This is a genomic window from Exiguobacterium sp. s11 (assembly GCF_018619015.1).
Taxonomy (GTDB): Bacteria; Bacillota; Bacilli; order Exiguobacteriales; family Exiguobacteriaceae; genus Exiguobacterium_A; species Exiguobacterium_A indicum.
Window position 1 is genome coordinate 692,075 of the sequence record NZ_JACSNF010000001.1, and the last position, 25,364, is coordinate 717,438.

The 25,364-nt window shown below is 44.0% G+C and carries 28 protein-coding genes and 1 other annotated feature; of the genes, 9 read left to right on the forward strand and 19 right to left on the reverse strand.

Annotated features, from left to right (window positions below; genetic code table 11):
- Window positions 1-19 precede the first annotated feature (19 nt).
- On the forward strand, window positions 20-895 hold the full coding sequence (locus KNQ12_RS03915; RefSeq protein WP_023468873.1) for a DegV family protein: 876 nt from the start codon (window positions 20-22) through the stop codon (window positions 893-895).
- 55 nt (window positions 896-950) lie between these two features.
- On the opposite strand, the gene KNQ12_RS03920 is transcribed toward KNQ12_RS03915, so the two are convergent.
- From KNQ12_RS03920 to KNQ12_RS03930, 3 genes are read right to left on the reverse strand one after another with little or no spacing between them, the layout of a single operon-like run.
- Window positions 951-1,448 carry a hypothetical protein gene (locus tag KNQ12_RS03920; RefSeq protein ID WP_055968682.1) on the reverse strand — a complete coding sequence of 166 codons (498 nt, stop codon included), beginning with the start codon at window positions 1,446-1,448 and terminating at the stop codon, window positions 951-953.
- Window positions 1,448-2,068, reverse strand: a complete 621-nt coding sequence (locus KNQ12_RS03925) for a phosphatase PAP2 family protein (RefSeq protein WP_023468875.1) — start codon at window positions 2,066-2,068, stop codon at window positions 1,448-1,450. The genes KNQ12_RS03920 and KNQ12_RS03925 overlap by 1 nt, the downstream gene beginning before the upstream one ends.
- A complete protein-coding gene (locus KNQ12_RS03930; protein WP_034786059.1) occupies window positions 2,068-2,610 on the reverse strand; it encodes a phosphatidylglycerophosphatase A family protein in 543 nt (180 codons plus the stop codon). The genes KNQ12_RS03925 and KNQ12_RS03930 overlap by 1 nt, the downstream gene beginning before the upstream one ends.
- Window positions 2,611-2,755: 145 nt before the next feature.
- On the opposite strand from KNQ12_RS03930, the gene KNQ12_RS03935 reads away from it, so the two are divergent.
- On the forward strand, window positions 2,756-3,268 hold the full coding sequence (locus tag KNQ12_RS03935) for a YjcG family protein (protein WP_023468877.1): 513 nt from the start codon (window positions 2,756-2,758) through the stop codon (window positions 3,266-3,268).
- A 4-nt stretch (window positions 3,269-3,272) separates the two neighbouring features.
- Here KNQ12_RS03935 and KNQ12_RS03940 read toward each other — a convergent pair whose 3' ends face one another.
- Both KNQ12_RS03940 and fabI read right to left on the reverse strand, forming a co-directional pair.
- Window positions 3,273-3,491: a hypothetical protein gene (locus KNQ12_RS03940; protein ID WP_023468878.1), complete on the reverse strand. Its 219-nt coding sequence runs from the start codon at window positions 3,489-3,491 to the stop codon at window positions 3,273-3,275.
- 112 nt (window positions 3,492-3,603) lie between these two features.
- A complete protein-coding gene (fabI, locus tag KNQ12_RS03945; protein ID WP_023468879.1) occupies window positions 3,604-4,377 on the reverse strand; it encodes an enoyl-ACP reductase FabI in 774 nt (257 codons plus the stop codon).
- 144 nt (window positions 4,378-4,521) lie between these two features.
- Between fabI and KNQ12_RS03950 the strand changes: the two genes are divergently transcribed.
- A complete protein-coding gene (locus KNQ12_RS03950) occupies window positions 4,522-5,691 on the forward strand; it encodes an FtsW/RodA/SpoVE family cell cycle protein (protein ID WP_035396680.1) in 1,170 nt (389 codons plus the stop codon).
- 50 nt (window positions 5,692-5,741) lie between these two features.
- Here KNQ12_RS03950 and KNQ12_RS03955 read toward each other — a convergent pair whose 3' ends face one another.
- From KNQ12_RS03955 to yjbM, 3 genes are read right to left on the reverse strand one after another with little or no spacing between them, the layout of a single operon-like run.
- Window positions 5,742-6,629 (reverse strand): RluA family pseudouridine synthase, encoded by an 888-nt coding sequence (locus KNQ12_RS03955; protein ID WP_214746440.1) that lies wholly within the window; start codon window positions 6,627-6,629, stop codon window positions 5,742-5,744.
- 18 nt (window positions 6,630-6,647) lie between these two features.
- On the reverse strand, window positions 6,648-7,451 hold the full coding sequence (locus tag KNQ12_RS03960) for an NAD kinase (RefSeq protein ID WP_023468882.1): 804 nt from the start codon (window positions 7,449-7,451) through the stop codon (window positions 6,648-6,650).
- 10 nt (window positions 7,452-7,461) lie between these two features.
- Window positions 7,462-8,106, reverse strand: coding sequence for a GTP diphosphokinase (gene yjbM / locus KNQ12_RS03965; protein WP_035396676.1), 645 nt, complete (start codon window positions 8,104-8,106; stop codon window positions 7,462-7,464).
- Between the two features lie 96 nt (window positions 8,107-8,202).
- Between yjbM and KNQ12_RS03970 the strand changes: the two genes are divergently transcribed.
- Together KNQ12_RS03970 and KNQ12_RS03975 are read left to right on the forward strand one after the other, a co-directional pair.
- A complete protein-coding gene (locus KNQ12_RS03970) occupies window positions 8,203-8,784 on the forward strand; it encodes a CYTH domain-containing protein (protein WP_235515916.1) in 582 nt (193 codons plus the stop codon).
- A 94-nt stretch (window positions 8,785-8,878) separates the two neighbouring features.
- A complete protein-coding gene (locus tag KNQ12_RS03975) occupies window positions 8,879-9,670 on the forward strand; it encodes a DsbA family protein (RefSeq protein WP_023468885.1) in 792 nt (263 codons plus the stop codon).
- Between the two features lie 218 nt (window positions 9,671-9,888).
- Here the strand turns inward: KNQ12_RS03975 and pepF are convergent, their stop codons facing one another.
- The 3 genes from pepF to cls form a co-directional block, all read right to left on the reverse strand.
- A complete protein-coding gene (pepF, locus tag KNQ12_RS03980; RefSeq protein ID WP_023468886.1) occupies window positions 9,889-11,691 on the reverse strand; it encodes an oligoendopeptidase F in 1,803 nt (600 codons plus the stop codon).
- A gap of 64 nt (window positions 11,692-11,755) precedes the next feature.
- Entirely contained in the window at window positions 11,756-12,706 is a 951-nt protein-coding gene (locus tag KNQ12_RS03985) for a competence protein CoiA family protein (protein WP_214746443.1), read from the reverse strand.
- 18 nt (window positions 12,707-12,724) lie between these two features.
- A complete protein-coding gene (cls, locus tag KNQ12_RS03990; protein ID WP_023468887.1) occupies window positions 12,725-14,236 on the reverse strand; it encodes a cardiolipin synthase in 1,512 nt (503 codons plus the stop codon).
- A gap of 68 nt (window positions 14,237-14,304) precedes the next feature.
- Between cls and KNQ12_RS03995 the strand changes: the two genes are divergently transcribed.
- On the forward strand, window positions 14,305-15,027 hold the full coding sequence (locus KNQ12_RS03995; protein ID WP_214746447.1) for an SDR family NAD(P)-dependent oxidoreductase: 723 nt from the start codon (window positions 14,305-14,307) through the stop codon (window positions 15,025-15,027).
- A 62-nt stretch (window positions 15,028-15,089) separates the two neighbouring features.
- On the opposite strand, the gene mecA is transcribed toward KNQ12_RS03995, so the two are convergent.
- The 3 genes from mecA to KNQ12_RS04010 all read right to left on the reverse strand — a co-directional run bounded on the left by mecA (window position 15,090) and on the right by KNQ12_RS04010 (window position 16,596).
- A complete protein-coding gene (mecA, locus tag KNQ12_RS04000) occupies window positions 15,090-15,716 on the reverse strand; it encodes an adaptor protein MecA (RefSeq protein ID WP_035406608.1) in 627 nt (208 codons plus the stop codon).
- A 171-nt stretch (window positions 15,717-15,887) separates the two neighbouring features.
- Complete coding sequence (gene spxA / locus KNQ12_RS04005) at window positions 15,888-16,286, reverse strand: transcriptional regulator SpxA (protein WP_012370920.1); 399 nt, start codon at window positions 16,284-16,286, stop codon at window positions 15,888-15,890.
- 172 nt (window positions 16,287-16,458) lie between these two features.
- A complete protein-coding gene (locus KNQ12_RS04010; protein WP_214746450.1) occupies window positions 16,459-16,596 on the reverse strand; it encodes a hypothetical protein in 138 nt (45 codons plus the stop codon).
- Between the two features lie 223 nt (window positions 16,597-16,819).
- Between KNQ12_RS04010 and KNQ12_RS04015 the strand changes: the two genes are divergently transcribed.
- Window positions 16,820-17,353, forward strand: coding sequence for an HD domain-containing protein (locus KNQ12_RS04015; RefSeq protein ID WP_035406605.1), 534 nt, complete (start codon window positions 16,820-16,822; stop codon window positions 17,351-17,353).
- A 46-nt stretch (window positions 17,354-17,399) separates the two neighbouring features.
- Here the strand turns inward: KNQ12_RS04015 and KNQ12_RS04020 are convergent, their stop codons facing one another.
- The 5 genes from KNQ12_RS04020 to KNQ12_RS04040 all read right to left on the reverse strand — a co-directional run bounded on the left by KNQ12_RS04020 (window position 17,400) and on the right by KNQ12_RS04040 (window position 23,363).
- A complete protein-coding gene (locus KNQ12_RS04020; RefSeq protein ID WP_035406602.1) occupies window positions 17,400-18,353 on the reverse strand; it encodes an ABC transporter ATP-binding protein in 954 nt (317 codons plus the stop codon).
- Complete coding sequence (locus tag KNQ12_RS04025) at window positions 18,353-19,426, reverse strand: ABC transporter ATP-binding protein (protein ID WP_035406599.1); 1,074 nt, start codon at window positions 19,424-19,426, stop codon at window positions 18,353-18,355. The genes KNQ12_RS04020 and KNQ12_RS04025 overlap by 1 nt, the downstream gene beginning before the upstream one ends.
- Window positions 19,427-19,458: 32 nt before the next feature.
- Window positions 19,459-20,490, reverse strand: coding sequence for an oligopeptide ABC transporter permease (gene opp3C / locus KNQ12_RS04030; protein ID WP_035406596.1), 1,032 nt, complete (start codon window positions 20,488-20,490; stop codon window positions 19,459-19,461).
- On the reverse strand, window positions 20,490-21,416 hold the full coding sequence (gene opp3b / locus KNQ12_RS04035; protein WP_035406592.1) for an oligopeptide ABC transporter permease: 927 nt from the start codon (window positions 21,414-21,416) through the stop codon (window positions 20,490-20,492). Before opp3b ends, opp3C begins: the two co-directional genes overlap by 1 nt.
- A gap of 333 nt (window positions 21,417-21,749) precedes the next feature.
- On the reverse strand, window positions 21,750-23,363 hold the full coding sequence (locus tag KNQ12_RS04040; protein ID WP_214746452.1) for a peptide ABC transporter substrate-binding protein: 1,614 nt from the start codon (window positions 23,361-23,363) through the stop codon (window positions 21,750-21,752).
- 272 nt (window positions 23,364-23,635) lie between these two features.
- Between KNQ12_RS04040 and KNQ12_RS04045 the strand changes: the two genes are divergently transcribed.
- On the forward strand, window positions 23,636-24,016 hold the full coding sequence (locus tag KNQ12_RS04045) for a DUF3899 domain-containing protein (RefSeq protein ID WP_214746455.1): 381 nt from the start codon (window positions 23,636-23,638) through the stop codon (window positions 24,014-24,016).
- Window positions 24,017-24,072: 56 nt separating this feature from the next.
- Window positions 24,073-24,279 (forward strand) — a binding site (T-box leader).
- 51 nt (window positions 24,280-24,330) lie between these two features.
- A complete protein-coding gene (gene trpS, locus KNQ12_RS04050; protein WP_214746458.1) occupies window positions 24,331-25,332 on the forward strand; it encodes a tryptophan--tRNA ligase in 1,002 nt (333 codons plus the stop codon).
- The last annotated feature ends 32 nt before the right edge of the window (window positions 25,333-25,364 follow it).

A 25,364-nucleotide genomic window follows, 5' to 3' on the forward strand; every position in this document is an offset into this window, starting at 1 on the left:
TAATGGAGGCGTCATATACATGGATAAGATTGCTTGGATTACCGACAGCATGGCTTTTTTTGAGCCAGGAGAGGCTGAAAAAATCGGAGTCCATGTGATACCGACTTTACTCATCTTAAACGGAGAGTCTTACCGGGAGTATGTCGATATCTCGATTGAACAGCTTGATCAAAAAATGCGAGAAGATTCTCACGTTTCACCGACGACTTCTCAACCATCATTCGGTGACTTCGTAACCTTGTATGAACAATTGCTTGAAGATGGCTATGATTATGGGTATGCGATTCATATCACGAGTGGACTGAGCGGCACATATTCGAGTTCCGTCGCTGCAGCTGAAGCTGTCGGTTTCCCCTTATACGCGATTGATTCGTATACAGGTGCTGCGAATCAGCAAGAACTTGTCCGGATCGCACAACGACTCGTTGCTGCTGGTAAAGGTCCAGATGAAGTCATGTCTACGCTTGAGACATTCAAACACAAATCGCATTTTTATCTGATCATCGGAAATATGGAGACGATGCGACGGAGCGGACGTGTCTCAGGAAGTCAATTTTTACTAGCAAACATGCTCAATATTAAACCAATCGCTCAATTTAATGAGGAAGGACGACTTGTCCCATTTAAAAAAGTCCGTTCCATCAAAAAAGCTTTTAAAGAAATGGTCAGTGAAATTTCATCAAAAGTCAGTGCTCATGGTGTATATGATCGGACGCTTTATGTCAGTCATACGCTCGCTCATGCCGCTGCTGAAGAATTACGGCGCTTGATTTCTACAGAACATCCGGAGCTTCAAGTACGCATTACCCAATTTGGTCCTTCCATCTTGGCACATGCTGGCGCTGAGACGGTCGGTGTGTACTGGTTCGATGAGATTCCTTTACCAACAACTTGATATCTTGCACGAAACGATGAAAACCGGACGGTCTGCTTGAGACCGTCCGGTTTTTTCATGTCGTTTCATACTTACGAAATAGTTCTTCTAATAATACGGCTTCGTCCGTCGTCCGTTGAATCGGCTCATGCGGAAGCGTGATTACACTGGATAACGTCTCAGAAGGATATACATCAATCGAAACTTGTTCCATTTCGATGAGATACTCAAGGATGGAATCAAGTGATGTCTCCTTATTGAACTGACGAAGCCAATTTTCATATCGACGATCCACTTTTCCTTCTTTAAGCAAAATCTTTCCACCGTCAATGATCGCCCACTTCGGTGGCGCATCGATTTGAAAGAGTTCCAACTGCTGGTACTCTTCCATCGTTCGTTTCGTCACCGGAACAACACCGTTAATCGATACTAACCGTTTTAATCTAAGATGCGCTCGCATCGTCATGAAACGAGGTCGCCCAGCGACTCGCTCGACAAGCAACGTCGGCTTGTCGATGGAGCGCATCGTCTCTTCATCAAATAATAAACTATGATCAACATCTAACAGTAACATCAAGCCACTCCTTTTTTTCTACGGGAGACGATGAATGCATAGGAGCTACATAAAAGAATCGCGGCAAAACAATATCCACCGATGACATCTGAGAAATAGTGAACGTTTAAAATGATTCGAGAAGCTCCCATGGCGAGGAATAATCCAATCGTCACGATCGATACAAGTACCTTCCCACCTGTTTTCAAATGACGAAACGCAACGACGAGAAATCCGGTATAGACGGCAAAAGCCATCGCTGAGTGACCACTCGGAAAACTGTATCCTACGCCACCAACCAATTCATTTAATGAGGGGCGCTCTCGGACAAAGGCAAATTTAACGACTTGATTCAATACACCTACTGATATTGCCATGATTACATACCAGATACTTGCAATGCGATCCCGCCACAAAACATAACTCAGTATTCCAAGTAACACCGTCATCGTCATCGCCCCTGGACCTGATCCGAGTTGAGTGAACCAAGAAACGTAATCCCCTGGGACGTGTTGCGACATATATGACGATAATTGAGCATCAAATAAAAAATAGCCTGTCGTCCGAATGGAGACAGCGATGATCACGAATAAGACGACAGCGATGGATGCACCAATCCATGCCCCTCTCGCACCTCGCATCAGTATGTCCCCTTACGTTCTTCTAATTCTTCTGCTGAATAGTCTTCCTTATCTCGCAAACGATGCGCTAGTCGTCCGGATGCATTTGCTGCGATGGCTGCGACGATATCATCCATGAACGTATTGACTTTTCCGTCCCCAAGCTTCGTATCGAGTTCTTTGATGATACCGACCTTTGCTTTATCCAAATAGCCGAACGTCGTAACCGCAATCGAACCATACGTGTTGACGGCACCAATCGCAATCGTCTCATCTACGCCAAATAGCCCTTCATCGCTTTGGATGATGGACAGGAGGGGTTCTGATAATAACCCTTTTTCCGCCAAGATGTCTAGTTCTGCTCCGACGAGAATCGCATGTTGTAATTCACGTTTTTCAAGAACACGTTCTACTGAACTGACACATGTTTCAATTGTCAGATCCACCGTGTAGGGGGCCTGCATTTGGTAAACGATCTCAGCGATTGCATGAATCGTCACCCCTCGTTCATGTAACTTATCGATAGCTGCCTGTTTGACCTCTTTTGAATGTGTTTTCTTCATGACTATATCCACCTCTCCAACAAAGTACTTCATTAGTATACACGGATTCTGAACCTCCTCTCAAACTTCTTTGACATCGACGCCAGAATCCGTCATGATTATTTTGTAAAGCGTTATCATTTCAGGGGAAAGTAGGGGATTTTCGATGAACATCGGGGTTGTATTGTTTCCATCGAAACGCGTTCAAGATTTTGCAAATTCATACCGAAAGAGATATGACTCGAAGTATGCACTGATCACACCTCATATCACGCTACGGGAGCGGATGGAAGTTGATGAGACAGAATTAGACCACATCGTGACGGAGTTGAATCGAATCGCGTCCGAAACGAAGCCTGTCAATTTGCACATCCAAGGAGCTCGTTCCTTCCATCCGACGAACAATGTCTTGTTCCTTAAAGTAATGCCGACGGATGAGTTAGAACAATTACATCGCGCTTTGCATACGGGACCACTCGAACATAAGCCGAAATACGATTTCTTGCCACACATCACAATCGGTCAAGAACTGTCGGATGTCGAACTGTTCGATGTACTAGAACGTCTCAAGATGGAAGATATCCGTTTCCAAGAGGACGTCACGAAAATGGCTTTATTGTATGAACTGGAGAACGGTGCTTGGAGTGTCTATGAGACATTCCGCTTCACAGGTCAATGAATGATTAAACTTCCCGGTCGAAGCTTCGACCGGGAAGTTTTAGTTCTGGTAATACACCGTATGCATTTGCCTGTTCTTCTAAAAAGTCGTCCGCTTCGTGTTCGCGGTAAGGGTCAGTTGGGCGTATCGGTTGAACTCGAGCGACTGGTTCAGTCTTTAGCTGTGGATCGACACGTACTTGACGATTGACATATTGTACGACTGTAAAATCGATTGCGTTCATCCTCTGCACTTCCTCTCTCCTTCTAGTGACACTTATATTTGGTAGTTCCCCGATCGAGCACAAAAAAAACCAAGCCTCCCGCATGGGAAAGCCTGGCTTAATCGATCGTTTATTAAAGAATGTGGAATCCGCTATCGACGTGAAGAATTTCTCCTGTCACCCCACTCGACATTTGCGAAAGCAAGAACAATCCACTTTGACCAATTTGTTCCGTCGTCACGTTACGATGAAGTGGCGCTCGTTCTTCGATGCTATCAAGAATGGAATTGAAGTCGCCGACACCTTTTGCGGATACTGTCCGAATTGGACCAGCTGAAATCGCATTGACACGAACGCCTTGCTGACCGTATTCAGCAGCGAGATAACGAACGCTTGCATCTAATGCGGCTTTCGCAACACCCATGACGTTGTAGTTCGGAACCATTTTCTCACCACCGAGGTATGTCAACGTGATGACGGATGCATCTTCCGTGAAGAAATCCTTCGCGGCCTTGACGACTGCTGTTAAGCTGTAGGCTGAGATATCAAGTGCTTGCGCAAACTGTTCACGCGTTACCCCAGAAAACTCACCGCGAAGCGCTTCTTTATCCGCGAATGCGATCGAGTGAGCGATCCCTGAAATCTTACCGTGGTCCGCATGAATCATTTGGAAGACCTGTTCAATCTCTTCGTCACTCGTGACATCACACGTATAATAAGAAGCCGGTCGTGATAATTCTTGTCCTAATTTTTCAAGTGGTGCCTTGAAACGTTCTCCGACATATGTAAATGCCAGGCTTGCTCCAGCAGCGTCGAGCGCACGTGCGATACCCCATGCAATCGAACGTTGGTTAATGACGCCCATGACGACGTACGTCTTGCCTTCGAGTGAAGGATAAATATTCATGATAAAGTCCCCCTTGAATTAGTACCTGGTAATAAAACCTATCTTCAGGTTACAAAAACGTAACGCTTCTGTCAACCATCGCTCTTGATATTGCGGATTTGATAAATTACGGTAATATAGAAAGAGATAGAAAGTAGGGATGAAATGAATCGATTCAAATCATTTACACAACGTTATGATCATACGTTGCTTTTTTTACTCGCCTGTCTGATGGTCATCAGTATCATCGCCATCTATACAGCACAACCTTCGCTTAAAGGTGCGATCAGTGCCATTAACTTCTCTGCCAAACAAATTCAATGGTATGTCATCGGCTTCATGGCGTTATCCGTCGTCATTTTCATCGATTATGAACAGTTGAAGCGATTCCACTGGTTTTTATATGGAGCAGGTATCGTGTCATTGATCGGTCTTGTCGTTCTTCGAAACACACCAATCGTCACTGAAATCAAAGGGGCATACGGTTGGTATCAATTCCCCGTTATCGGTACGGTTCAACCGGCTGAGTTCATGAAGTTCTTTTTGATCGTTACGCTCGCTGCCGTCATTACCGAGCACAATGCGCGTTATGTTCAACATGAAAGAGATCTCTTGTTACTTATCAAGTTGGTCGCGGTTACAGCCTTACCGCTCGGTCTTATCATCATTCAGCCCGATCTAGGGATCGGTTTGATTCTATGCGTCATCTTAGCATGTGCGATGTTGTTATCCGGACTAAACTGGAAATGGCTTTTGACGATGTTCGGTCTGTTCGCAGGAGCCGTCATCATCTTCTTTTACCTGTTCTTTTTCCAAAACGATTTACTCGCAACCTTTTTCCCAGGTCACGCGATGAACCGGATCATGGCTTGGTTGCAACCGTTCGAATATGCGGATGATCTGTCGTACCAACTCGTCCAAGCAATCAACGCAACAGGTTCAGGGCAAATGTTCGGCGTTGGATACGGGAAACTGCAAGTGTTCGTTCCAGAATTGCATACAGACTTCATCTTTACGACGATTGCCTCACACTACGGTTTCATCGGGGCTGCCATCGTCTTGATCGTCTTGTTCCTGTTCGTCTATCGCTTGATTCAGATTGCTCTCGAGACAGCGGATCCATTTGGTACCTATATCGTGACAGGATATGTCGCGATGTTCACGTTCCAAATCTTCCAAAACATCGGGATGACGATTGGTGTCTTACCAATCACAGGTCTTCCCTTACCGTTCATCAGTTATGGGGGATCAACGATGATCGTAAACCTCGTCGGTCTAGGATTGATCATGGCAATCGCCTCTCAATCTCGGATTTCCATGTTCGATGAAGACTAAACACAAATAAAAGGCAGTGGACCGAGTCCATTGCCTTTTATTTGTGTACTTTATCCTTCCAATCGAAGATCCTCAGGAAGTGGTGCTTCAAAACGAACCCGTTCTCCCGTCGCAGGATGAAGGAACGTTGCTGACGCACTATGGAGCGCCTGACGCGGGAGTAACGGGTTCCCTTGATACATCGTATCGCCAATCAAGGGATGCCCAAGAAAAGAAAGATGGACACGAATTTGGTGTGTCCGACCTGTCTCTAGTCGGATATCGAGTAATGAAATTTCTTGGTCAAAGGCTCGAACTAGACGGCTATTTAAGATATGAGTGATGGCACGTTGACCATCTGGTCGTACCATCCGTTCCATAAAGGAATGATCGGTTTGACCAATCGGTTGATCAATCGTTTGTACCGGTACGTTTCCGGGTGCATACGCTAAATAATGTCGTTCTAATTCATTAGATCGTTGCATGAGACTCATCCGGTGATGGGCAAGCCCGTGTTTCGCGAACAAGACAAGACCACTCGTATCACGATCGAGCCGATTAACGATATGGATTGCATACGGAATTCCTTGTTTTCGGTAATAACCAAGCACATAGTTCGATAATGAGCGTTCCGGATGCAGTCGTGACGGGATCGATGCCATTCCCGGCGGTTTATTGACGACGAGCAACCAATCATCTTCAAACAAAATATCAAGTTCCCCTTCTGTCGCCACCATATCCGGTGCTGGTGTCTCTTCCGGGAAGAAGACATGGACACGATCACCCGCGTGTAAGACGTCGTGGACGTTAACATGCTGACCATTACGCGTGATATCCCCATGATTTTTAATCGATACTAACATTTTCCGCGAAATCCCTAAGCGGGTCGTACAAAAATGACTGACACGCCAGCCATCCTCAATGTCAGTCACGATCTGTTGTAGCTGAAATCCATTCATGTTTCCATTTCCTTTACTTTAACGTCTTTCGTCTGCCAGGAAAGATTCCCGCACCCGTTGCCAGAACGGGAAAGAACGAAAACGAGCAAATTTCACTTTTTTATCAGAGACCCGGCACCGAATCGATGTCACGTTTTGATGAATGATCGAAGCATAGTGGTCATAGGTCATCTGAAAATCAATCGGATTAACGGGACGAATTTCGACATCATGATGTTTGGGTAGCAACATCGGTGAGCCGATCGTCCGGTAGACACGATTGTTGATGGAAGCCATCTCTGTAATTTGAATTGCTTCGAGCGCCGGGTGAACGATCGCTCCGCCGAGTGCCTTATTGTACGCTGTCGAACCAGACGGTGTCGATACACACAGTCCATCACCTCGGAATGTCTCAAAGTAGTCGCCTCGAATCGATAAATCGCAAACGAGCGTCTGATTAAAACTTTTAATCGTACATTCATTCAAGGCAAGCAGTTGGTTGTGTGAACCGTCCGCATAATCAATCGAGAGTTCAAGCAACGGGTATTGAACCGTCGCTAAATCCTGCTTCGCGATATGATCAATCAGTTCATCCATTTCTTCAGGGCGCCAATCCGCATAAAAACCAAGATGCCCCGTATGAATCCCAACAAGCGTGATCGTCTCTACTTGATCGAGATACGAATGAAACGCCTGTAGCATCGTTCCGTCTCCACCAATCGAGACGACGATTTCCGGCTGGCTGACATCAAGAATACATCCCCGATCCGTCAATGCCTGCTCGAGTTGCTGTTTCAGCGCATGAGATCGCTCATCATCACGAGCCGTGATTGCAAAACGCATGGTCATCCCCCTACTCTTTTAATCGTTCAGACGCCTTAGCGTCGCGTTGAAAGACGAGTTGTGCGTCTTGGATTTCTACTTTCAGCTGGCTCATCTCCGCATCAAGCAAAAATGCTGCCTCTGCTGCACGACGCAGACGCTCACGCGTCTCTTCCGGAATATTTCCTTGGTACTTATAATTCAACGAGTGTTCAATCGTTGCCCAGAAGTTCATCGCAAGCGTTCGAATTTGGATCTCGACTAACGTCGGAACTTCACCTTCGATCGTCTGTACCGGATAGGCAATGATGACGTGATACGATCGATAGCCACTATCCTTTTTTTGCGTAATGTAGTTCCGTTCTTCGACGATTTTAAAATCTCCGCGCGAGCGCAACAGCTCAAGGACATGAATGATATCATCGACGAATTGACACATGATACGTAATCCGGCGATATCCTGCATGTCTTGTTCTAATGACTCACGCGCAATTGCTTTTCGTTCCGCTTTTTGAAGAATGCTCTTTACAGGTTTGACCCGTCCTGTGACAAATTCAATCGGTGAATGTTCTCCCCGTTGCTGAAATTGTTTACGAATCGCTTTTAGCTTAACTTTCAACTCATCGACCGCGATCTGATACGGTGCAAGAAATAAATCCCAATTTTCTTTTGTCATCTGATTTGTCACCACTTTTAATCGAATAGTATTGGTTCACTGCCTGTTCCTACCTCATTCATGTTATCATATTTTCAGACATTCAACTAGAAAGGCGTGATTCCGATTAGACAAGAATTGGAAATCGAATTTAAGAACTTATTGTCTGAACAAGAATATCTATCGTTATTTACCCATTATGCGTCAGCTAAACAACCCATTTGGCAAGCAAATGATTATTTTGATACGCCAGATTTTGAACTTCGAAAAAAAGGTGCTGCGTTACGGATTCGTGAGAAAAAACAAGGGCTCGTCCTGACTTTAAAACAACCCCATGAGGAAGGGTTGCTTGAAACGCATGTCACGTTATCATCAACTGAAGCAGAAGATCTGTTCAAATACGGTCTAATTCATTCCGAAGAGATGAACGAACAGCTAAAGTCATTTGATTTACAGGGATCTTTGGAGCATTTAGGTCGATTAGAGACAGAACGAATCGAAACCGTGCTCCCGGAAGGATTGCTTGTCCTTGATAAAAGTCGCTATCTCGGACACACCGATTATGAGTTAGAGTTTGAGGTCAGTAACTTCGAACAAGGGCAAAAGGATTTCGAGCGACTTCTTTCAGAACATGACATTCCCCAGCGCAAAACAAAAAACAAAATCGTTCGCTTCATGGAGCGTAAAGCGCTTTCTTGATTTTTCGTGTAAGAATGAACAAGCAAAACCTTTGCTCTTTCTTTTTTTTCGTTGCTAAAATAGGGTAACGATAACAACAGGAAGGGGTGAACGGATGGAACACTCACAATGTAACGGATCTTATTGTTCATTGGACGAACCATCGATTCAACAACCGACGAAACCTCTGGAAATCTATCATTTTCTAGATGTGACACAAACGGATGGTTTACGGTTGATACCCGTCCTCAAGAAGCTAGAGCTAGAATATGGTCATCTGTTCCGTCTTCGGACGATTGCAACGATTCCATGTGCTCCATCACGATCTGCATGCGATATGTCACCACTCGTCATTCTAAAAGCAATTGAGCTTCAAGGAAAGACGTTTGGTATGCGATTCATGCGACGCCTTCGAATGCTTCATAACGTCGAAGGAGAGAGTGCTTATAGTCGCCCATCATTGATGCGGCTAGCAGAGGCATTAACGGAGTATGGTTTGGATTTAGAGGAGTTTCATCGTGATGTCTCGTCGGATACGATTCAGCAAATGCTCGAGAAAGAAACCGAACTAGTCACCGATTGGGATGTTCGGATTCTTCCGACACTCGCTTTTGTCGGAGACGAAGAAGCGATCAAAGCAGAAGGACCTTATGAGTATTTGGTGTATGTCTCGATCTTAAGTGAATTGCTAGATCATACGATCGAGAAACAACCGAAGCCACCACTCGAACAATTCTTGAGACGGTATGAAACAGCAACAACGGCTGAAATCGCCTTTATTTATGATGCTCCTGAATCCCAGATTGAACACGAATTAAAAAAACTGGTCTTGCAACAAAAATGTGCTTCTCTATCGTACTGTGATGGAAAAGTATGGCGTCATTTAAAAGATTCGGCACACGCATGATAAAAACAATAAAAAGGACAGTGAAGCATGCTTCACTGTCCCTTTTTAGTATTTACTCATAGAATAAGAAAAAGTCCTTCATGACGAGAAGGACTTTTCTTTTGACCACTGGATGGGGGAAAAAGAGAATCGACTGGGGAATGTGACCCTCTTCACAATATAAGTATATCGTGGACTTCGCCTCTTTTCCACTCTTTGTTCACTTTGTCACAAAGATGTCACTCTGCTAACAAAGCTTCAAATTCATCTAGGACACGTTCAAATTGACGCAATGCTGCTTCAACTGGCGCTTTTGTTGTCATATCGACACCCGCAGCTTTTAATACTTCGATTGGATAATCACTTGATCCCGCTTTTAAGAAATTGTTGATGTATCGCTCTACAGCAGGTTGTCCTTCTTCTAGAATCTGATCCGTCAAAGCAGCGGCAGCAGAAATGCCCGTTGCATACTGATAGACATAATAATTGTAATAGAAGTGTGGAATCCGAGCCCATTCTAGACCGATTTCTTCATCCAATACAATTTCTTCTCCGAAGTATTTTTGATTCAACGCATAATACGTTGACGTTAGGAATTCCGGTGTCAGCGATTGGCCAAGACGAGCCGCATCATGAATTGCATGTTCGAACTCGGCGAACATCGTTTGTCGGAACAATGTTCCACGGAATGTTTCGAGTTGATTGTTTAATAGATAGAGTTTTTCTTTACGATCCGTTACTTTCTTCAATAGATAGTCGTTCAACAATGCTTCATTCGTCGTTGAGGCAACTTCTGCGACGAAGATTGAATAATCACCATATGGATATGGTTGAGACTTCCGCGTGTAATAACTATGGACAGAATGTCCGAATTCATGTGCGAGTGTAAAGAGGTTGTTGATGTTGTCTTGCCAGTTCATCAAAATGAACGGCTGTGTATCATAAGCACCAGAAGAGTAGGCTCCACTCCGTTTACCACGCGTCTCTCGGACATCAACCCAACGTTCAGACAATCCTTCTTCGAGGATGTGCTTATACTCTGTTCCAAGCGGTGCAAGTCCTTCAACCATCAATTGTTTCGCTTCCTCGTAAGAGACTTTCATCTCCACCTCAGAAACGAGCGGTGTGTACATATCATACACGTGTAGTTCATCAAGTCCAAGTACTCGCTTACGTAAAGCGACGTAACGATGGAGTAATGGTAAATGCTCATGTACCGCTTCAACTAATCCATCATAGACGGACTCAGGAATCGCATTACCATGTAAAGCAGCTGCGCGTGCCGATGGGAACTTCCGGACATCCGCATAGAAGTTGTCTTTCTTAACTGACCCAGCAAGTGTCGAAGCGAGCGTATTCGTGTATTTTGCATATGTTCCATACATCGCTTTAAATGCAGCTTCACGGACCGAACGATCAGATGACTCGAGGAATGTGATGAAGCGACCATGTGTCAACTCTGTCTCTTCTCCGTCTTCCCCTTTGATTTTCGGGAATGTCAGATCTGCATTGTTCAACATACCGAACGTCGTACCGGATTGACCGAGTACTTCTCCTGCCTTTGCAAGAATCGCTTCTTCCGCTTCCGTCAGGACGTGTTCACGCTCTTGATTCAATTCATCAAATGCATGACGATACATCGCAAGATCTGGATTCTCATTAAGATACGTCTCAATCGTTGACTCAGGTACAGCTAACAATTCTGGTGTCATGAAAGCAAGTGTTGCTCCGATTTGCGACGCGAGCGTCCGAGCACGGTCATTCATAGCTTGGTAGAAACTGTCTGCTGTATTTTCGTCATAACGCATGTGCGCGTATGTATAAAGCTTATAAAGGCGTCTTGAGACTTCGTCGCGTAACTGTAACCCTTCATAGAGTGTTTCTGCACTCTGTCCAAGACGACCCTTATACTCGACGAGTAATGGAAGCATCGCTTTCACCGATTCGAATTCTTCTTCCCACGCTTCGTTCGTTGCGTAAATCGACTCTAGATTCCATGTTTCTGTAACGTCAACATCTTGACGTGTTAATACTTCTGCCATTTCCCTCACTCCTTTAATTCAGTTATACCTGTTTTCTTTTCGACAAACAATCGAAGTGCTCCTGCTAAAACAGCTTATTCGCCTCCTCGATCCGTTCCATCCATTCTCTGACGAGAGCATCAATCAAATCTCTTTCAATCGATAGATTCAATTGGTAAAGCAGTTGATTTATGGCATGTTCTAGATGGATTGAAGTATATCTCCCTTTTAGCTTTAAAAAGACTGCGATTTGAAATTCAAAGGGATGGACAGGGAGAAATAATAGACGTGTGATCGGAAGAAACACAAAAGAGGGAAGGTTTTGTAGATGGAGACCTGCTTGATACAGTGGGGTCTTGAGAATGCGTGGAGGTAATGAAGGATAAAAAGGACGTCTCCGATAGCGATGAACGATCCCTTGCCATCGAGCGATTGAAAATTTCCGAGGAAATGATGAAGGCTCTGTCAAGAGAAAATCAGATAACGAGAGCGATTGAACCGTGCAATAGACATGGTGTTTTGCAAAAGGAACTGGATGTCGAAATCTCCGGATTTGATTCTCGACGATCAGATCCAAATAATCATTTTGTAAAAATGCTTGTCGCATCCAACCCTGCAATCGCAACGTGACACCATGTGAAGGATGAAATCCGATCCACCGAACCGTTTGTTCTTGTTTCGCATCAAGTAAGGCTCGTCTAATCCATTCCTCTGCCGACATCGGAGAACGTTGAATCTCAATTCCAAGTTTCTGTTCTGGTATCCACAGGTCAAAACGTCTCTCTCCAGTCACCCATTCAATTTCGACTTGGATACCTGCATTTATTAAAGAATCGGCAATGCGCTTTTTCCAGGACATATGCACACTACTTTCTCCTGAACAAGCTGAGATATGTGCAAAATGTGGTCGTCGTCCTTGCCTGACGCGCAAGGGCTTCAGGCAATACGGACAACGTAAGGACATCGCTTTTAATTCATGGATGGGAAATCTGTGAATCATGATGCGTTTACCAGAAGCATCAATGGCTTCAAACATCTGAATCGTCCCCTTTTTCTAGAGTAACGGTGAGAATAAACGTGAAATCGATTCAATCAATCGACGGCGTAATGGACGCCGATGGAACATATCAGCATCAACTTGTGTCGAATGGCTAAAATCTTCATAAAAATCACGTGTTAGTTCATGGACAGAGTTCGTTCCATATAAGAAAGCATTCACTTCGAAATTCAAATGAAAACTACGTAAATCCATGTTCGCTGTCCCAATCGTTGCGATGGCGTCGTCCACAACGATGACTTTCGAGTGCATGAATCCTTTATTGTACTCGTAAATTTTCACACCAGCTCGTAGCAAGTCATCAAAATAAGAACGGCTCGCAAAAAATACGATTTTATGGTCTGGAAAGCTCGGTAGCAAAATACGGACATCAATCCCTGCCATAGCAGCTGTCTTCAGTGCTGTCATCAGGTCTTCATCCGGTATCAAATACGGAGAAGCAATATAGACTGATTCACGCGCTTCCGTGATGAGCCCGAAGTAAAGTGATTTCATTGCCTCATGTGGCTCATCAGGACCGCTCGCAATGATTTGAACACCCCCTGTTGCTTCTTCAACGTACTCAAGTGGCTCCATGTAAAACGGTGTAAACAGCCGTTCACCTGTCATGTAATACCAGTCTTGGAGAAAAATCAGTTGGAGTTCAGAGACAGCCTCTCCCCTTACGAGAAGATGGGTATCACGCCAAAAACCAAAATGTTGATCGCGACCGATATACTCATCCCCAATGTTGATTCCGCCTGTAAATGCAACCGTTCCATCGATGACGACAATTTTCCGATGATTCCGGTAGTTCGATTTACTCGAAATAAACGGTAAGACGACAGGGAAAAACGCGCGAACCTCAACGCCAGCCGCCTGCATCTTCTTGAAATAATGCTTATCCGTCGAAAAACATCCGACTGCATCATAAAGAAAACGGACCTCGATTCCTTGCTCGGCCTTTTCAATCAACGCTTCCTGTAACTGAAGCGCAAGTTGATCATCCCGTACGATATAGTACTCCAAATGAATATGATGCTGTGCTTGACGAATCTCTTCTAAAAGAATCGGAAACTTTTCCTGACCATTAGTCAAGATTCTTGTATGTGTATTATACGAAATCGGAAGACGACTGATTGAATCGATAAGTGTCACAACTTTTCCATAACGCCCTTCTTGGAACACTGATTGGTGTACCCCTGCCTTAAACTGGGTACGATATTTAATGTAAGACTCCTCATCAAGCATTGCCTTCAGTCGAAACATTCGTTTTCGGCGGTAGTTCTGACCAAATGTGAAATACACGAATACGCCAACGACAGGCAATGCCATCATGACGAGTGCCCAGACGAGCGTTCGTTCTGGGTTCCGATTTTCGAGTAGAATGATGACGAACACGCTCATGACGACCAAAATGATGACGATGGACAGCCAACCTACCATGTAGACACTCCAATAGTAGGATAAAAAGGCAATCAAGCCGATGGTCAAGATGAGGGTCATGAGAAGTTGTACACGTCGTAGCATGAATCCCCCTCCTTTTATGTAAGTAGTACAAATCGTATTTAAACTGATGACAGAAAGGAAGCGTTTAAATGGGTACGTATATCATTACTGGTGCAACAAGTGGAATTGGTGAGGCAACTGCGCTTCAACTCATCCGGGAGGGACATACTGTCCTTGCGATTGGTCGTAATGAAGATAAAGGATCCTCGCTTGAATCAAATGGAGAAGGACGTTTATATTTCTTCCCTGTCGACTTAACTGATTCCTCTGCAATCGATGCGTTCTTTGAAGAAACACAAGAAGATTTCCCAGAAATCGATGGTATTTTCAACAATGCAGGTACTTTCGGTAAACCCGTTGCACCTGAACGTGTCTCCGATCAACAAAAAGAAGTATTCCAAGTGAACTATCACGCACCCGAACGAATCATCCAGCTCGCGACGAAACGCTTTTCAAAAGGTGCTTCCATCGTCAATAATAGCGCCATCGTAGGTCATGTTAAGTTTCCAGCAATGCTACTGCCTTACGCTTCGTCTAAAAGTGCTTTACTGACGCTAACAAAGACATACGCCGCCCGCTTCCATGGTAAGTACCGATTTAATGCGATTTGCCCGGGACCAGTCGATACAGCGCTCAGTTATGCGTTATATGGCGGGAAAGATAAGTTTGATCTTGCGATGAAGCATCATCTTCGTGGCGAACCTGCACAACCTTCTGAAATCGCAGAAGTCGTTTGTTTCTTACTCTCGAATAAAGCGAGTTACATCAATGGGCAAGCCCTTATCGTAGACGGTGGTTATACCCTCACTTAATGTCAGAATAAAAGGAGGTATCACGATTCGTGATCCTCCTTTTACTCGCACTTTTAGTTCCTTTAATTCGGAAAGTATTTCCGAATAAAGGCAAAGACGTCTGAAGCAATGATTTGTTTTCCATATTCAGCGACAGGATGAATCGTTTGTTCGCTGAAATGAAGATATTCGGCAATTAAACTCATGACATTTTCTTGTGCTTCTACATTCACATCATCTTCGAAATGAACATGTAGTAGATAGAGTCCATCCTTTTGGTAAAGCGCTGTTTCAAGTTCTGCGAAGACAGGAGCATTCGCATATTGACTAAGCGCAATGATATGCTCGAAATCATGAGTTTCGAATAAGACATCCTGGCTTAATTCTGTATCTTTATCTTCTGTCTCAGACATCGCTGATCGTAAAAGTGAATCGAGTTCGTCTTCATCGACTTGCTCACCATCGACTGCATTTTTTGCGATCGTTACAGTGACTTCAAGACCTTTTTCAAAAGCTTGCACTTGAATCCATAGTGGACCTTCGAAGGAGATGGACTCTTTTTCATTCGCTTCGTCCATCATCTGCCAGAATAACTGTTCTCCCCGTTCCCGATTATACCAAATCTCATCTCGGGCAAAACCACGGCGTTCGATGTCAGTATAAGTGATGAAGAACTTGACCGTATTGTCATTGACGCGTTCGATTTTCAATCTGTCCACTCCTTTCTTCTCGTTCCTTATCTAGAATACGAACGAGGACATGACTTGGATTCACACTTTCGAATCCGAAGGATATATTTCTATTCCTTTGTTATCTTTATTTTAACCTTTTTTATCGGTAACAAAAAGCACACTGCTCACGAAGCAGCGTGCTTTTTAAAATTACTCGTTTACAAGACGCTGTGCTTCCAAAAGTTGGAATGTACGCACCTTGCGTGGTAAGAATCGACGGATTTCATCCTCGTTGTATCCTACTTGAAGACGTTTTTCGTCAATCAAAATCGGACGACGCAATAATCCAGGATATTCTTGAATTAAATCGTATAGGTGCTGCAACGATAAGTTTTCAACGGAAACATCGAGTTTCGAGAAGACTTTTGAACGCGTTGAGATAATCTCGTCCGTTCCATCTTCCGTCATTCGAAGAATCTGTTTGATTTCATCGAGCGATAATGGTTCTGAAAAAATATTACGTTCTACGAACGGGATTTCATGTTCTTCAAGCCACGCGCGTGCTTTCCGACAAGAAGTACAACTTGGTGAAGTATAGAGTGTTACCATTGAAAAACATCCTCCCCCTGATTTAACATCATTCAACACCTAAGTGAATACATAGATATCGATGATGGTTCTATTACTTGACAGTTTACATCTAATAAAGCAGAAAACCTAGCTTTTTTATAAAGATGAAAGAACTTTTCGTAAAAAAGCTTGTTAAAGCCACCACGTGGCTTTAACAAGCTGGCGTGTGATCAAATGGCTGAGAAATCGTTTCTTTTGTTTTAGGAAGTTTCATTTCTTTTAGTTTTTTCTCTAAAATATCCCGCAAAAGGCGCTTCTTCAGCTTTTTCTTTTTGTCACGTTCTTTCATATTCCGACACCCCAATCGGTCCGAAACAGAACTAACAACCTACGAAAGCAAAATAATCATCTTCTACATTAGTAATTATACCACGTATATCAAAAATCTATTCCTACTTTAAGCAATTAAATATGTGAGATTGTCGATTGAGTAATGAAAAATAGTTGCAATTTCTTTCAATTTTCTGTAGAGTGTATAGAAATATCAACGCTCAGGAAGGAGTTTTTCATTCATGTCATTAACACTCGTTACGATTCTCGATCATCCGATCGCTCAAAAATATTTATCCCGTTCTGGCTTGAATCATGCGATTTCAGTAGCTGAACGCGCACTGACGCTTGCTACGAAGCGAGGTTTAGATGCGGATACAGCTACGAAAGCTGCACTCCTCCATGACATCGGGCATTACGAATGGTATACCGATGGCACTTGGAACTATGATCTCTATCGTCAAAATGATATTCATGCCATTAAAGGGGCTGAACGCGCTCATAAACTTTTGATTCGCCTTGGTGAAGAACCAGCTCGTGCCAAAGAAATCGCACTTGCCGTTCTCTTGCATACGGATTCGTATCTTCCACCTGGTGCAATCAACCGGACACCACTTCAACAACTTGTGCACGATGCAGATACGCTGGAAGAACAACCAGGCGGACTACATCACTATGAAAAAATCGATTTTGATGAAGCCATGCGCCGTCTTGATGCGATTGATTCTGTCGTTCATCGCTTCGCGCATCTTCCACGAATTGCATCAGAAAATTAAAAGGCATTTCCACGATCAACGTGGAAATGCCTTTTGTTTTAAACAATTATACGAGTTGCGCTTGATATGCTTCCAGTTCTGCATCCGTCATCGAAACAAAATGACCTGGTTCGATTTCACGAAGTGGTGGAATGCTTGAATCTTCATCTGATTTACCAACAGGTCCACTCGTCGGACGATCATAAACGATCCGCTTACGCGTACGCTCGTGCTCTGGATCCGGAAGAGGAATCGCAGACAAGAGCGATTTCGTATAAGCATGGACCGGATTCTCATATAAGCGATCCGCACTACATAGTTCAACGAGGTGACCTTGGTACATAACACCGATCCGGTCTGAGATATACTTGACCATCGATAAGTCGTGGGCGATGAACAAGTAAGTCAAACTACGATCACGTTGCAGTTTTTTCATCAAGTTGACGACCTGCGCTTGAATCGATACGTCAAGTGCCGAGATTGGCTCATCCGCGATGATGAAGTCCGGTTCTACAGCAAGCGCACGCGCGATTCCAATCCGTTGACGCTGACCACCCGAGAACTCGTGTGGGTAACGGCTCGCATGTTCTTTCGTCAAACCAACTGTTTCGAGTAAATCGTACACACGGTTATTCCGCTCGTCTTTCGACTTTGCTAGACCATGAATATCAATTCCCTCAGCGATGATATCACCGACTGTCATCCGTGGGTTAAGTGACGCATAAGGGTCTTGGAAAATCATTTGCATCGCACGGTTGAACTTCAGTTTATCTTTACGCGACTTTTTACCATGAACGTTTTCACCTTTGAACATGACTTCGCCGTCTGTCGCCTCATACAATCCGATGATTGAGCGACCAGTCGTTGATTTACCACAACCCGATTCACCTACAAGACCAAGTACTTCGCCTTCATAGATATCGAATGATAAACCATCAACCGCTTTAACGACACGTCCGCGTCCAATGTTGAAGTGTTGCTTCAAGTTTTTTACTTCAAGTAATTTATTACGGTTTTCCATTATTTCAGACCGCCTTTCAGAAGCGATTTCGCGAATACGCTATCTGGGCGGTATTTCAACGCCAGATCCCGAATTGCAAGTGGTGGCTCAACATACGGTGCTTGTGGGTGGAGCAACCATGTCGCCGCTTCGTGAGTATCTGTAATTTTGAAGAAAGGAGGTTCTTTTTCAAAATCAATCTTCATTGCATATTTATTTCGTGGTGCAAACGCGTCACCGACTGGTGGATGAAGTAAGTTAGGTGGTGTTCCTGGAATCGCCGGTAAATCTTGTGAACGGTCATCCGATGGACGTGGCATTGAACCAAGGAGTCCCCAAGTATATGGATGACGTGGCTCGTAGAAAATCTCATCGACTGTACCCTTCTCAATTAATTTACCTGCATACATGACCGCTACACGATCGGCCATATTCGCTACGACGCCTAAATCGTGCGTGATGAAGATGATCGCTGTACCCGTTTTTTGTTGAATGTCTTTCAATAACTCAAGGATTTGCGCTTGAATCGTAACATCGAGTGCTGTCGTCGGCTCATCGGCAATCAAGACTTTCGGATTACAAGCAAGTGCGATTGCGATGACGATCCGTTGACGCATCCCACCAGACAATTGGTGTGGATATTGTTTCAGACGTGCTTCTGGGTTTGGAATCCCTACAAGCGTCAGTAATTCAAGCGTACGTTTTTTAGCAGCATCACCTGTCAATCCTTGGTGACGTTTTAAACCTTCGGCAATCTGTTTGTAGATCGTCATTGTCGGGTTAAGTGATGTCATTGGATCTTGGAAGATCATTGCGATATCACGACCGCGTACTTTTTGCATTTCTTTATCGGAAAGCTTAACCAAATCGCGACCTTCGAATAAGATCTCACCTTTTGTGATTTCACCTGGCGGATTTGGAATCAGACGCATGATGGCTTTTGAAGTAACCGATTTACCAGAACCGGACTCACCAACGATTGCGAGCGTTTCACCTTTTTTTAAATCGAACGATACTCCGCGGACAGCTTGAACCGTCCCGGCGTACGTATGGAAAGCGACATTCAGGTCGCGGACTGACAAGATTGTTTCCATTTTGGATGAGCTCCTCTCTAATCTAATATTTGTTAGCGACGTAGACGTGGATCGAACGCATCACGTAATCCATCTGCCAACATGTTGAAGCTGATCATGAGGAGTACGAGCACTGTCGATGGAACGACGAGCAAGAAAGGAAACGTCTTAAGTTCTTTGTACCCTTCATTGATCAGTGTACCAAGCGACGGTTGCGGTGGTGCAAGCCCAAGACCGATGAAGCTTAGGAAAGCTTCGAAGAAGATTGCCCCAGGAATCGTGAACATGAGCGAGATGATGATTGTACCCAAGGTATTTGGAATCAAATGTTTGAAGACTAAACGTGCGCTAGAAGCACCAAGTGTACGTGCTGCGAGAACGAATTCTTGGTTCTTTAGTTTCAGGATCTGACCACGAACGAGTCGACTCATCCCGATCCAACCAGTAATCGTCATCGCGAGGATGATCGTCGTGATTCCTGGTTCAAGAATCAAGATGAAGAGGATGATCAGGATTAAGTTCGGTACCCCTGTCAGGATTTCCGCGATCCGTTGCATGATATTATCGACGCGACCGCCGTAATAAGCTGAAATACCACCGTATGTGACACCGACGAGAACGTCAATAAGCGCTGCCATCAAACCGATGAAGAGTGAAATTTTCGTCCCTTCCCAGACACGTGACCAAAGATCACGACCAAGGTGGTCCGTACCAAACCAATAATTTTCTTTTACTTGTTTTTGTTTATAAAAATCGATTGGTGTCTCACCAAGTGTTGCCATACCATCAAAACCAGCCCACTCTAATCCTGTTACTTTAGGTGGAAGTTTAGCTTGAGTGATTGTTTGGGTATAAGCATCTTTACCAGAGATTGCAGGACCCGCTAATGACATGATGGCAATCACGATGATCAAGACAAGAGAAATGATCGCTGCTTTGTTTTTACGCAAGCGCATCCAAGCATCCTGCCAAAAGTTTAAGCTTTTACCGGCAATTCGTTCACCGGCTTGTTCATTGAACTCAACTTGTTGAAACAATGATGAATCGAACTGTTCCGCTTTTGCATTTGAATTTTGTTCAGCCATTATTTACTACCCCCCAAACGAATCCGTGGATCAACGACACCGTATAGCAAGTCGACGATTAAAATCATGAGAATGAAGATTGCCGAGAAGAACAGCGTCGTACCCATGATAACTGTATAGTCATTTTGTGTGATTGACGATACGAACAACTCACCAAGCCCAGGTACAGCAAAGATTTTTTCGATGACAAATGTACCTGTAATCAATGCAGCAGTCATAGGTCCAAGAATCGTAATAGCTGGAATCAATGCATTCCGAACCATGTGTTTCCAAGTGATCGATTGACCATCTAGGCCTTTTGCTTTAGCTAACGTGACGTAATCCTGACCTGTAACCTCAAGCATTTCCGTCCTTACGAATCGGGCAATCGAGGCGGTGACCCCAAGAGACAACGAAATCGTTGGTAGAATCGTATGCGCCGGACTTTCCCAGAACGCTACTGGCAAAGCGCCCCATTTCACGCCGACATAATACTGAAGGAGTGAGGCGAATACGAAAGATGGTACTGAAATCCCGAGAACCGAGATGAACATTGCTCCGTAGTCGACAACTGTGTTGTGACGAAGTGCAGCAACTACACCAAGTACGAGACCTAAGAGTACACCAAGTACGAGTGCTTGAACTCCAAGTTGAGCCGATGGTCCAATTCGTTCAGAAATTAAATCTGTAACTGGACGGCTGTCATATTTGAACGATACACCAAGGTCTCCTTGGAATAAGTTAACCATGTACGCTGCATAGCGTTGTGGTAGTGGATCATTCAAATTGTACTTATCCCGAAGGATATTCAACTGTTCAGGAGAAAGTTTCTCCTGGTTCTGGAATGGTGAACCTGGTAGCAGATCCATCAGGAAGAAAGTGAACGAAGCGATGAGTAAAAACGTCAATACGCCGTAAACCAGGCGTTGAGCTAAATAACGGCCCATAAGATGGCACCCCCTATAAAGATTTTCTGTTTTTTTCGAAACATCAATAAAATCAGTATGACCCACAATTGTCGGAACATTCAAGAATTTTGTTATAAAAATTTAAAATTCTTTTTAATTGTGCTTTGATTCGATGTTCGATCAGACGCTTTTTTTAATGTCGTCCAATAGTCAGAATTTTTCGTTTGATTCCATTATACTTTGCTAACAAAGTAATTAGAACCACTTTTTTACGAAAATTTCACATTTCCGCTAAAAATGAGTTTCCGTTCATTCAAAGTAGTATAAAACAGGAGCGCACCCGAACTGACTTAGGGACGCTCCCGTTCTCGATTACTTCACATCAACATATTTGTATTGGAAATCTGCTCCGAACAATTGACGGTTGAAATCTTTGACCGTCGGACGGCTCAAGTATGCAGAACCCGCTTGATAGATTGGTGCGATGGCTTGATCTTTTTCAATCAATTGCGCCTCAGCTTGTTTGAACAAATCTAAACGCTTCGTCAAGTCTGACTCATCGTTTGCCGCGTTTAATAATTTATCATACGCAGCTGATTTGTACTTCACGTCGTTTTGGCTGTTCGTTGATTCGAAGATGGACAGGTTAGACATTGGATCTTGATAATCTGGACCCCAAAGTGAGTAAGAGATTTGATAATCTCCTTTTGTTTCAAGATCGAGTTTGTTCTTGAACGGCTGTTGTTTGATCGAAACCGTGACGTTCGGAAGATTCTTCTCGATTTGACCTTTCATGTACTCACCGATTTTCTTCGCATCTTCACTATCGAACGAAAGCAATTCAATCGTCGTTTTCTTATCGCCATTTGCTTTTTTCCAAAGATCTGCTGCTTCTTTCGCGTCACGGTCGAACCAGTTGATGTCGCTCGTGTAGTCTTTGCCTGATGCATCTTTGACGAAGTCTTTTGGAATGAAGCTTGTTGTTGGAATCGAACCGTTCGCAAGAAGCGTATCCGTGATCCCTTTTGGATCGATCGCACGAGCGATTGCTTTACGCGCATCGACATTTTTCATCGTTTTATCTTCGTTGTTGAATTTCAAGTAAGCGATCGAAGAGCGAAGCGCTGTCTTGAATTCAGGTTTCGATTTGTAAGCTTCAACTTGCTCTGAAGTTAGACCTGCGTAATCGATTTCGTTTGAATCATACAAGTTTGCGACTGTTGACGTATCTTTAACGACACTGATCGTGACTTCGTCGAGTTTGACAGCATCTTTATCCCAGTAGTTGTCGTTTTTCTTCAGAACACGTTTTGAATCCGTTTTCCAAGATTCCCAAACGAAAGGACCGTTGTAAAGCAATTTATCTGGTTTAAGCGAGAAGTCTTTTTCATTCTTCTTGTAGAAGTCTTCACTGATTGGTGTATACGTACCGAACGATGTCAGTGAGAGGAAATACGGAGCTGGACGCTCGAGTTTTACTTCTAACGTTTTATCATCGATTGCTTTAACACCGAGTTCATCAACAGGCTTTTTACCTTGTGTAACATCAGCGCCGTTTTTTAACGTGTCAAAGATGTATGAGTAACTAGAACCTGTTTTTGGATCAGCAGCACGTTTCCAAGCGAATTCAAAATCTTGTGCTTTGACAGGTGAACCGTCTGACCATTTCGAATCACGAAGTGTGAACGTATACGTCAAATTGTCGCTTGAAATATCCGTTTTTTCTGCAAGTGCTGGAATCGCTTTTCCGTCCTTGTCTAAACGATAAAGACCTTCCATCGTGTTTCCGATCATGTTGAAAGCGACGGAATCCGTAGCTTTCGCAGGGTCCACTGTCGTGATGTCCGAAGTGTCCGTCAAACGTAGATTTTTCTTGCCGTCTGTTGAACCTGAATCTTTGTCTCCGCCACCTGTCGAACATCCAGCAAGCACTGCGCTTCCTGCAAGCATGACTGATAAAGCGAGACCGACTGTTTTTTTGTTCATCGGTAAGTCATCTCCTTTTCAATTTCCAAGTTGCCATAATGCCTATGACATCAATAACGTCCCGTCGAAACTGCAATGTATTCCCCAAAATGCATTGACCTAGTTTCAAAAACTTAAACGAAGTGATAAATTGATTTTATGTGAGAATAGCATTAACGTCAAGTGAATAGTCACACTATTTGCTATTTTGCATCATTCGTTTGTTACCGATTCGTAACAGCATTAAAAGTTTCGTATACTAAGAATATCTATGTACGTAAAGGGGGATTTTCATGCGATCGACGTATTTCCGACCGGTCATCATTGCGGTCATTCTTGTTCTACTTTATACGATTTGGGCAACTATGACGGATTCGACACACGGTATCCTGTATCATCTGTCTGGTGGTTTATTCATAGCAGGATTCTTGTTAATTGCAGTAGGATTCTTCTCGAACATGTCTGCTAACGGCTTCTTCCGCGGCATGACAGCTGGATTCAAAAAGCAGCGGGAAGCAAAGTTGCGAGAGATTGACGGAGATTATTACGAAGACGAGGACGAAGAGGAAGAAGTGCTTCGTAAAAAGCAACGCCGTGCTTCAGCACGGACGAAACCCTATGTCTCAAGCGGTATCATCTTCATCGTCGTCTCACTGATCATCTCCTATTTTTAAACGAAATCAACGTGACGCTCTACCTAAGGTATGGTAAACTCAAGCTAATCAAACAAGAAAACACGACGACAAAGAGTAGTAACTTAGATCCACTCCTCTCAGAGAGTCCATGGTGCTGAAAATGGACAGGTGATGCCTAAGTGAATGGACTTTCGAGTGGCTGATTCGAAAACAAGTAGAGTCAGATGGGTTTGCCCATTACAGCAAATTGAGCGGCTATGTAAATAGCAACTTGGGTGGCAACGCGATGACTCGTCCCTTGATTTTCAAGGGGCGTTTTTTATTTTGATCTTATTATTTGGAGGGATTTCATTATGAAAACGATTTTCTCAGGTATCAAACCAACCGGAACGGTCACACTCGGAAATTACTTAGGTGCCATGAAACACTTCGTGAACTTACAGGACGGTCATGATGCATATTACTGCGTCGTCGATCTGCACTCCATCACGGTCGATATCGATCGTGTCGAACTGATGAACAATACACGCGCCCTTGCTGCTCTTTATATCGCAAGTGGTCTGAACCCAGAAAAATCAACGATTTTCGTTCAATCAGAAGTCAAAGCGCACGCGCAACTCGGCTGGATGTTGACATGTCTTTCCGGTATGGGTGAACTAGAACGTATGACGCAATATAAAGATAAATCACAAGGAAAAGAGCGGATTGGTGCAGGGTTGTTCGTCTACCCGACGCTCATGGCAGCTGATATCCTTCTCTACGACGCGGAACTCGTTCCGGTCGGTGACGATCAAAAACAACACATTGAGTTAACGCGCGATTTAGCCCAACGATTTAATAGCCGCTATTATGAGACGTTCACATTACCAGAACCGATCATTGCTGAATCAGGTGCCCGGATCATGAGTTTGACGACGCCAGATAAAAAGATGTCAAAATCTGATCAAAATCCGAAAGGCTTCATCTCGATGCTTGACGCACCAGATGTCATTCGTAAAAAAGTGAAATCAGCTGTCACGGACTCAGAAGGCATCGTCAAATTCGATCGTGAAAACAAACCAGGTGTGTCGAATTTACTTGAGATCTATTCCCTACTCGCTGGTATCTCGATTCCAGCTCTTGAAGCAAAATACGAGGGCTCGAATTATGGAACATTCAAAACAGATGTCGCAGAAGCGATCATTGCGGAACTCGAACCGATTCAACAGCGCTATTATGAATTGATTGACTCTGAAGAACTCGATCAAATTCTCGACGCTGGACGTGATCGCGCAGAAGCAGTCGCTGCCAAAAAACTCGCGAAAATCGAAAAGGCAATGGGCTTACAGCGGAAGCGTGCCAAAGTAAAAAAATAAGATTTTCTCCAAAAGAGATCGGAATGCTCCGG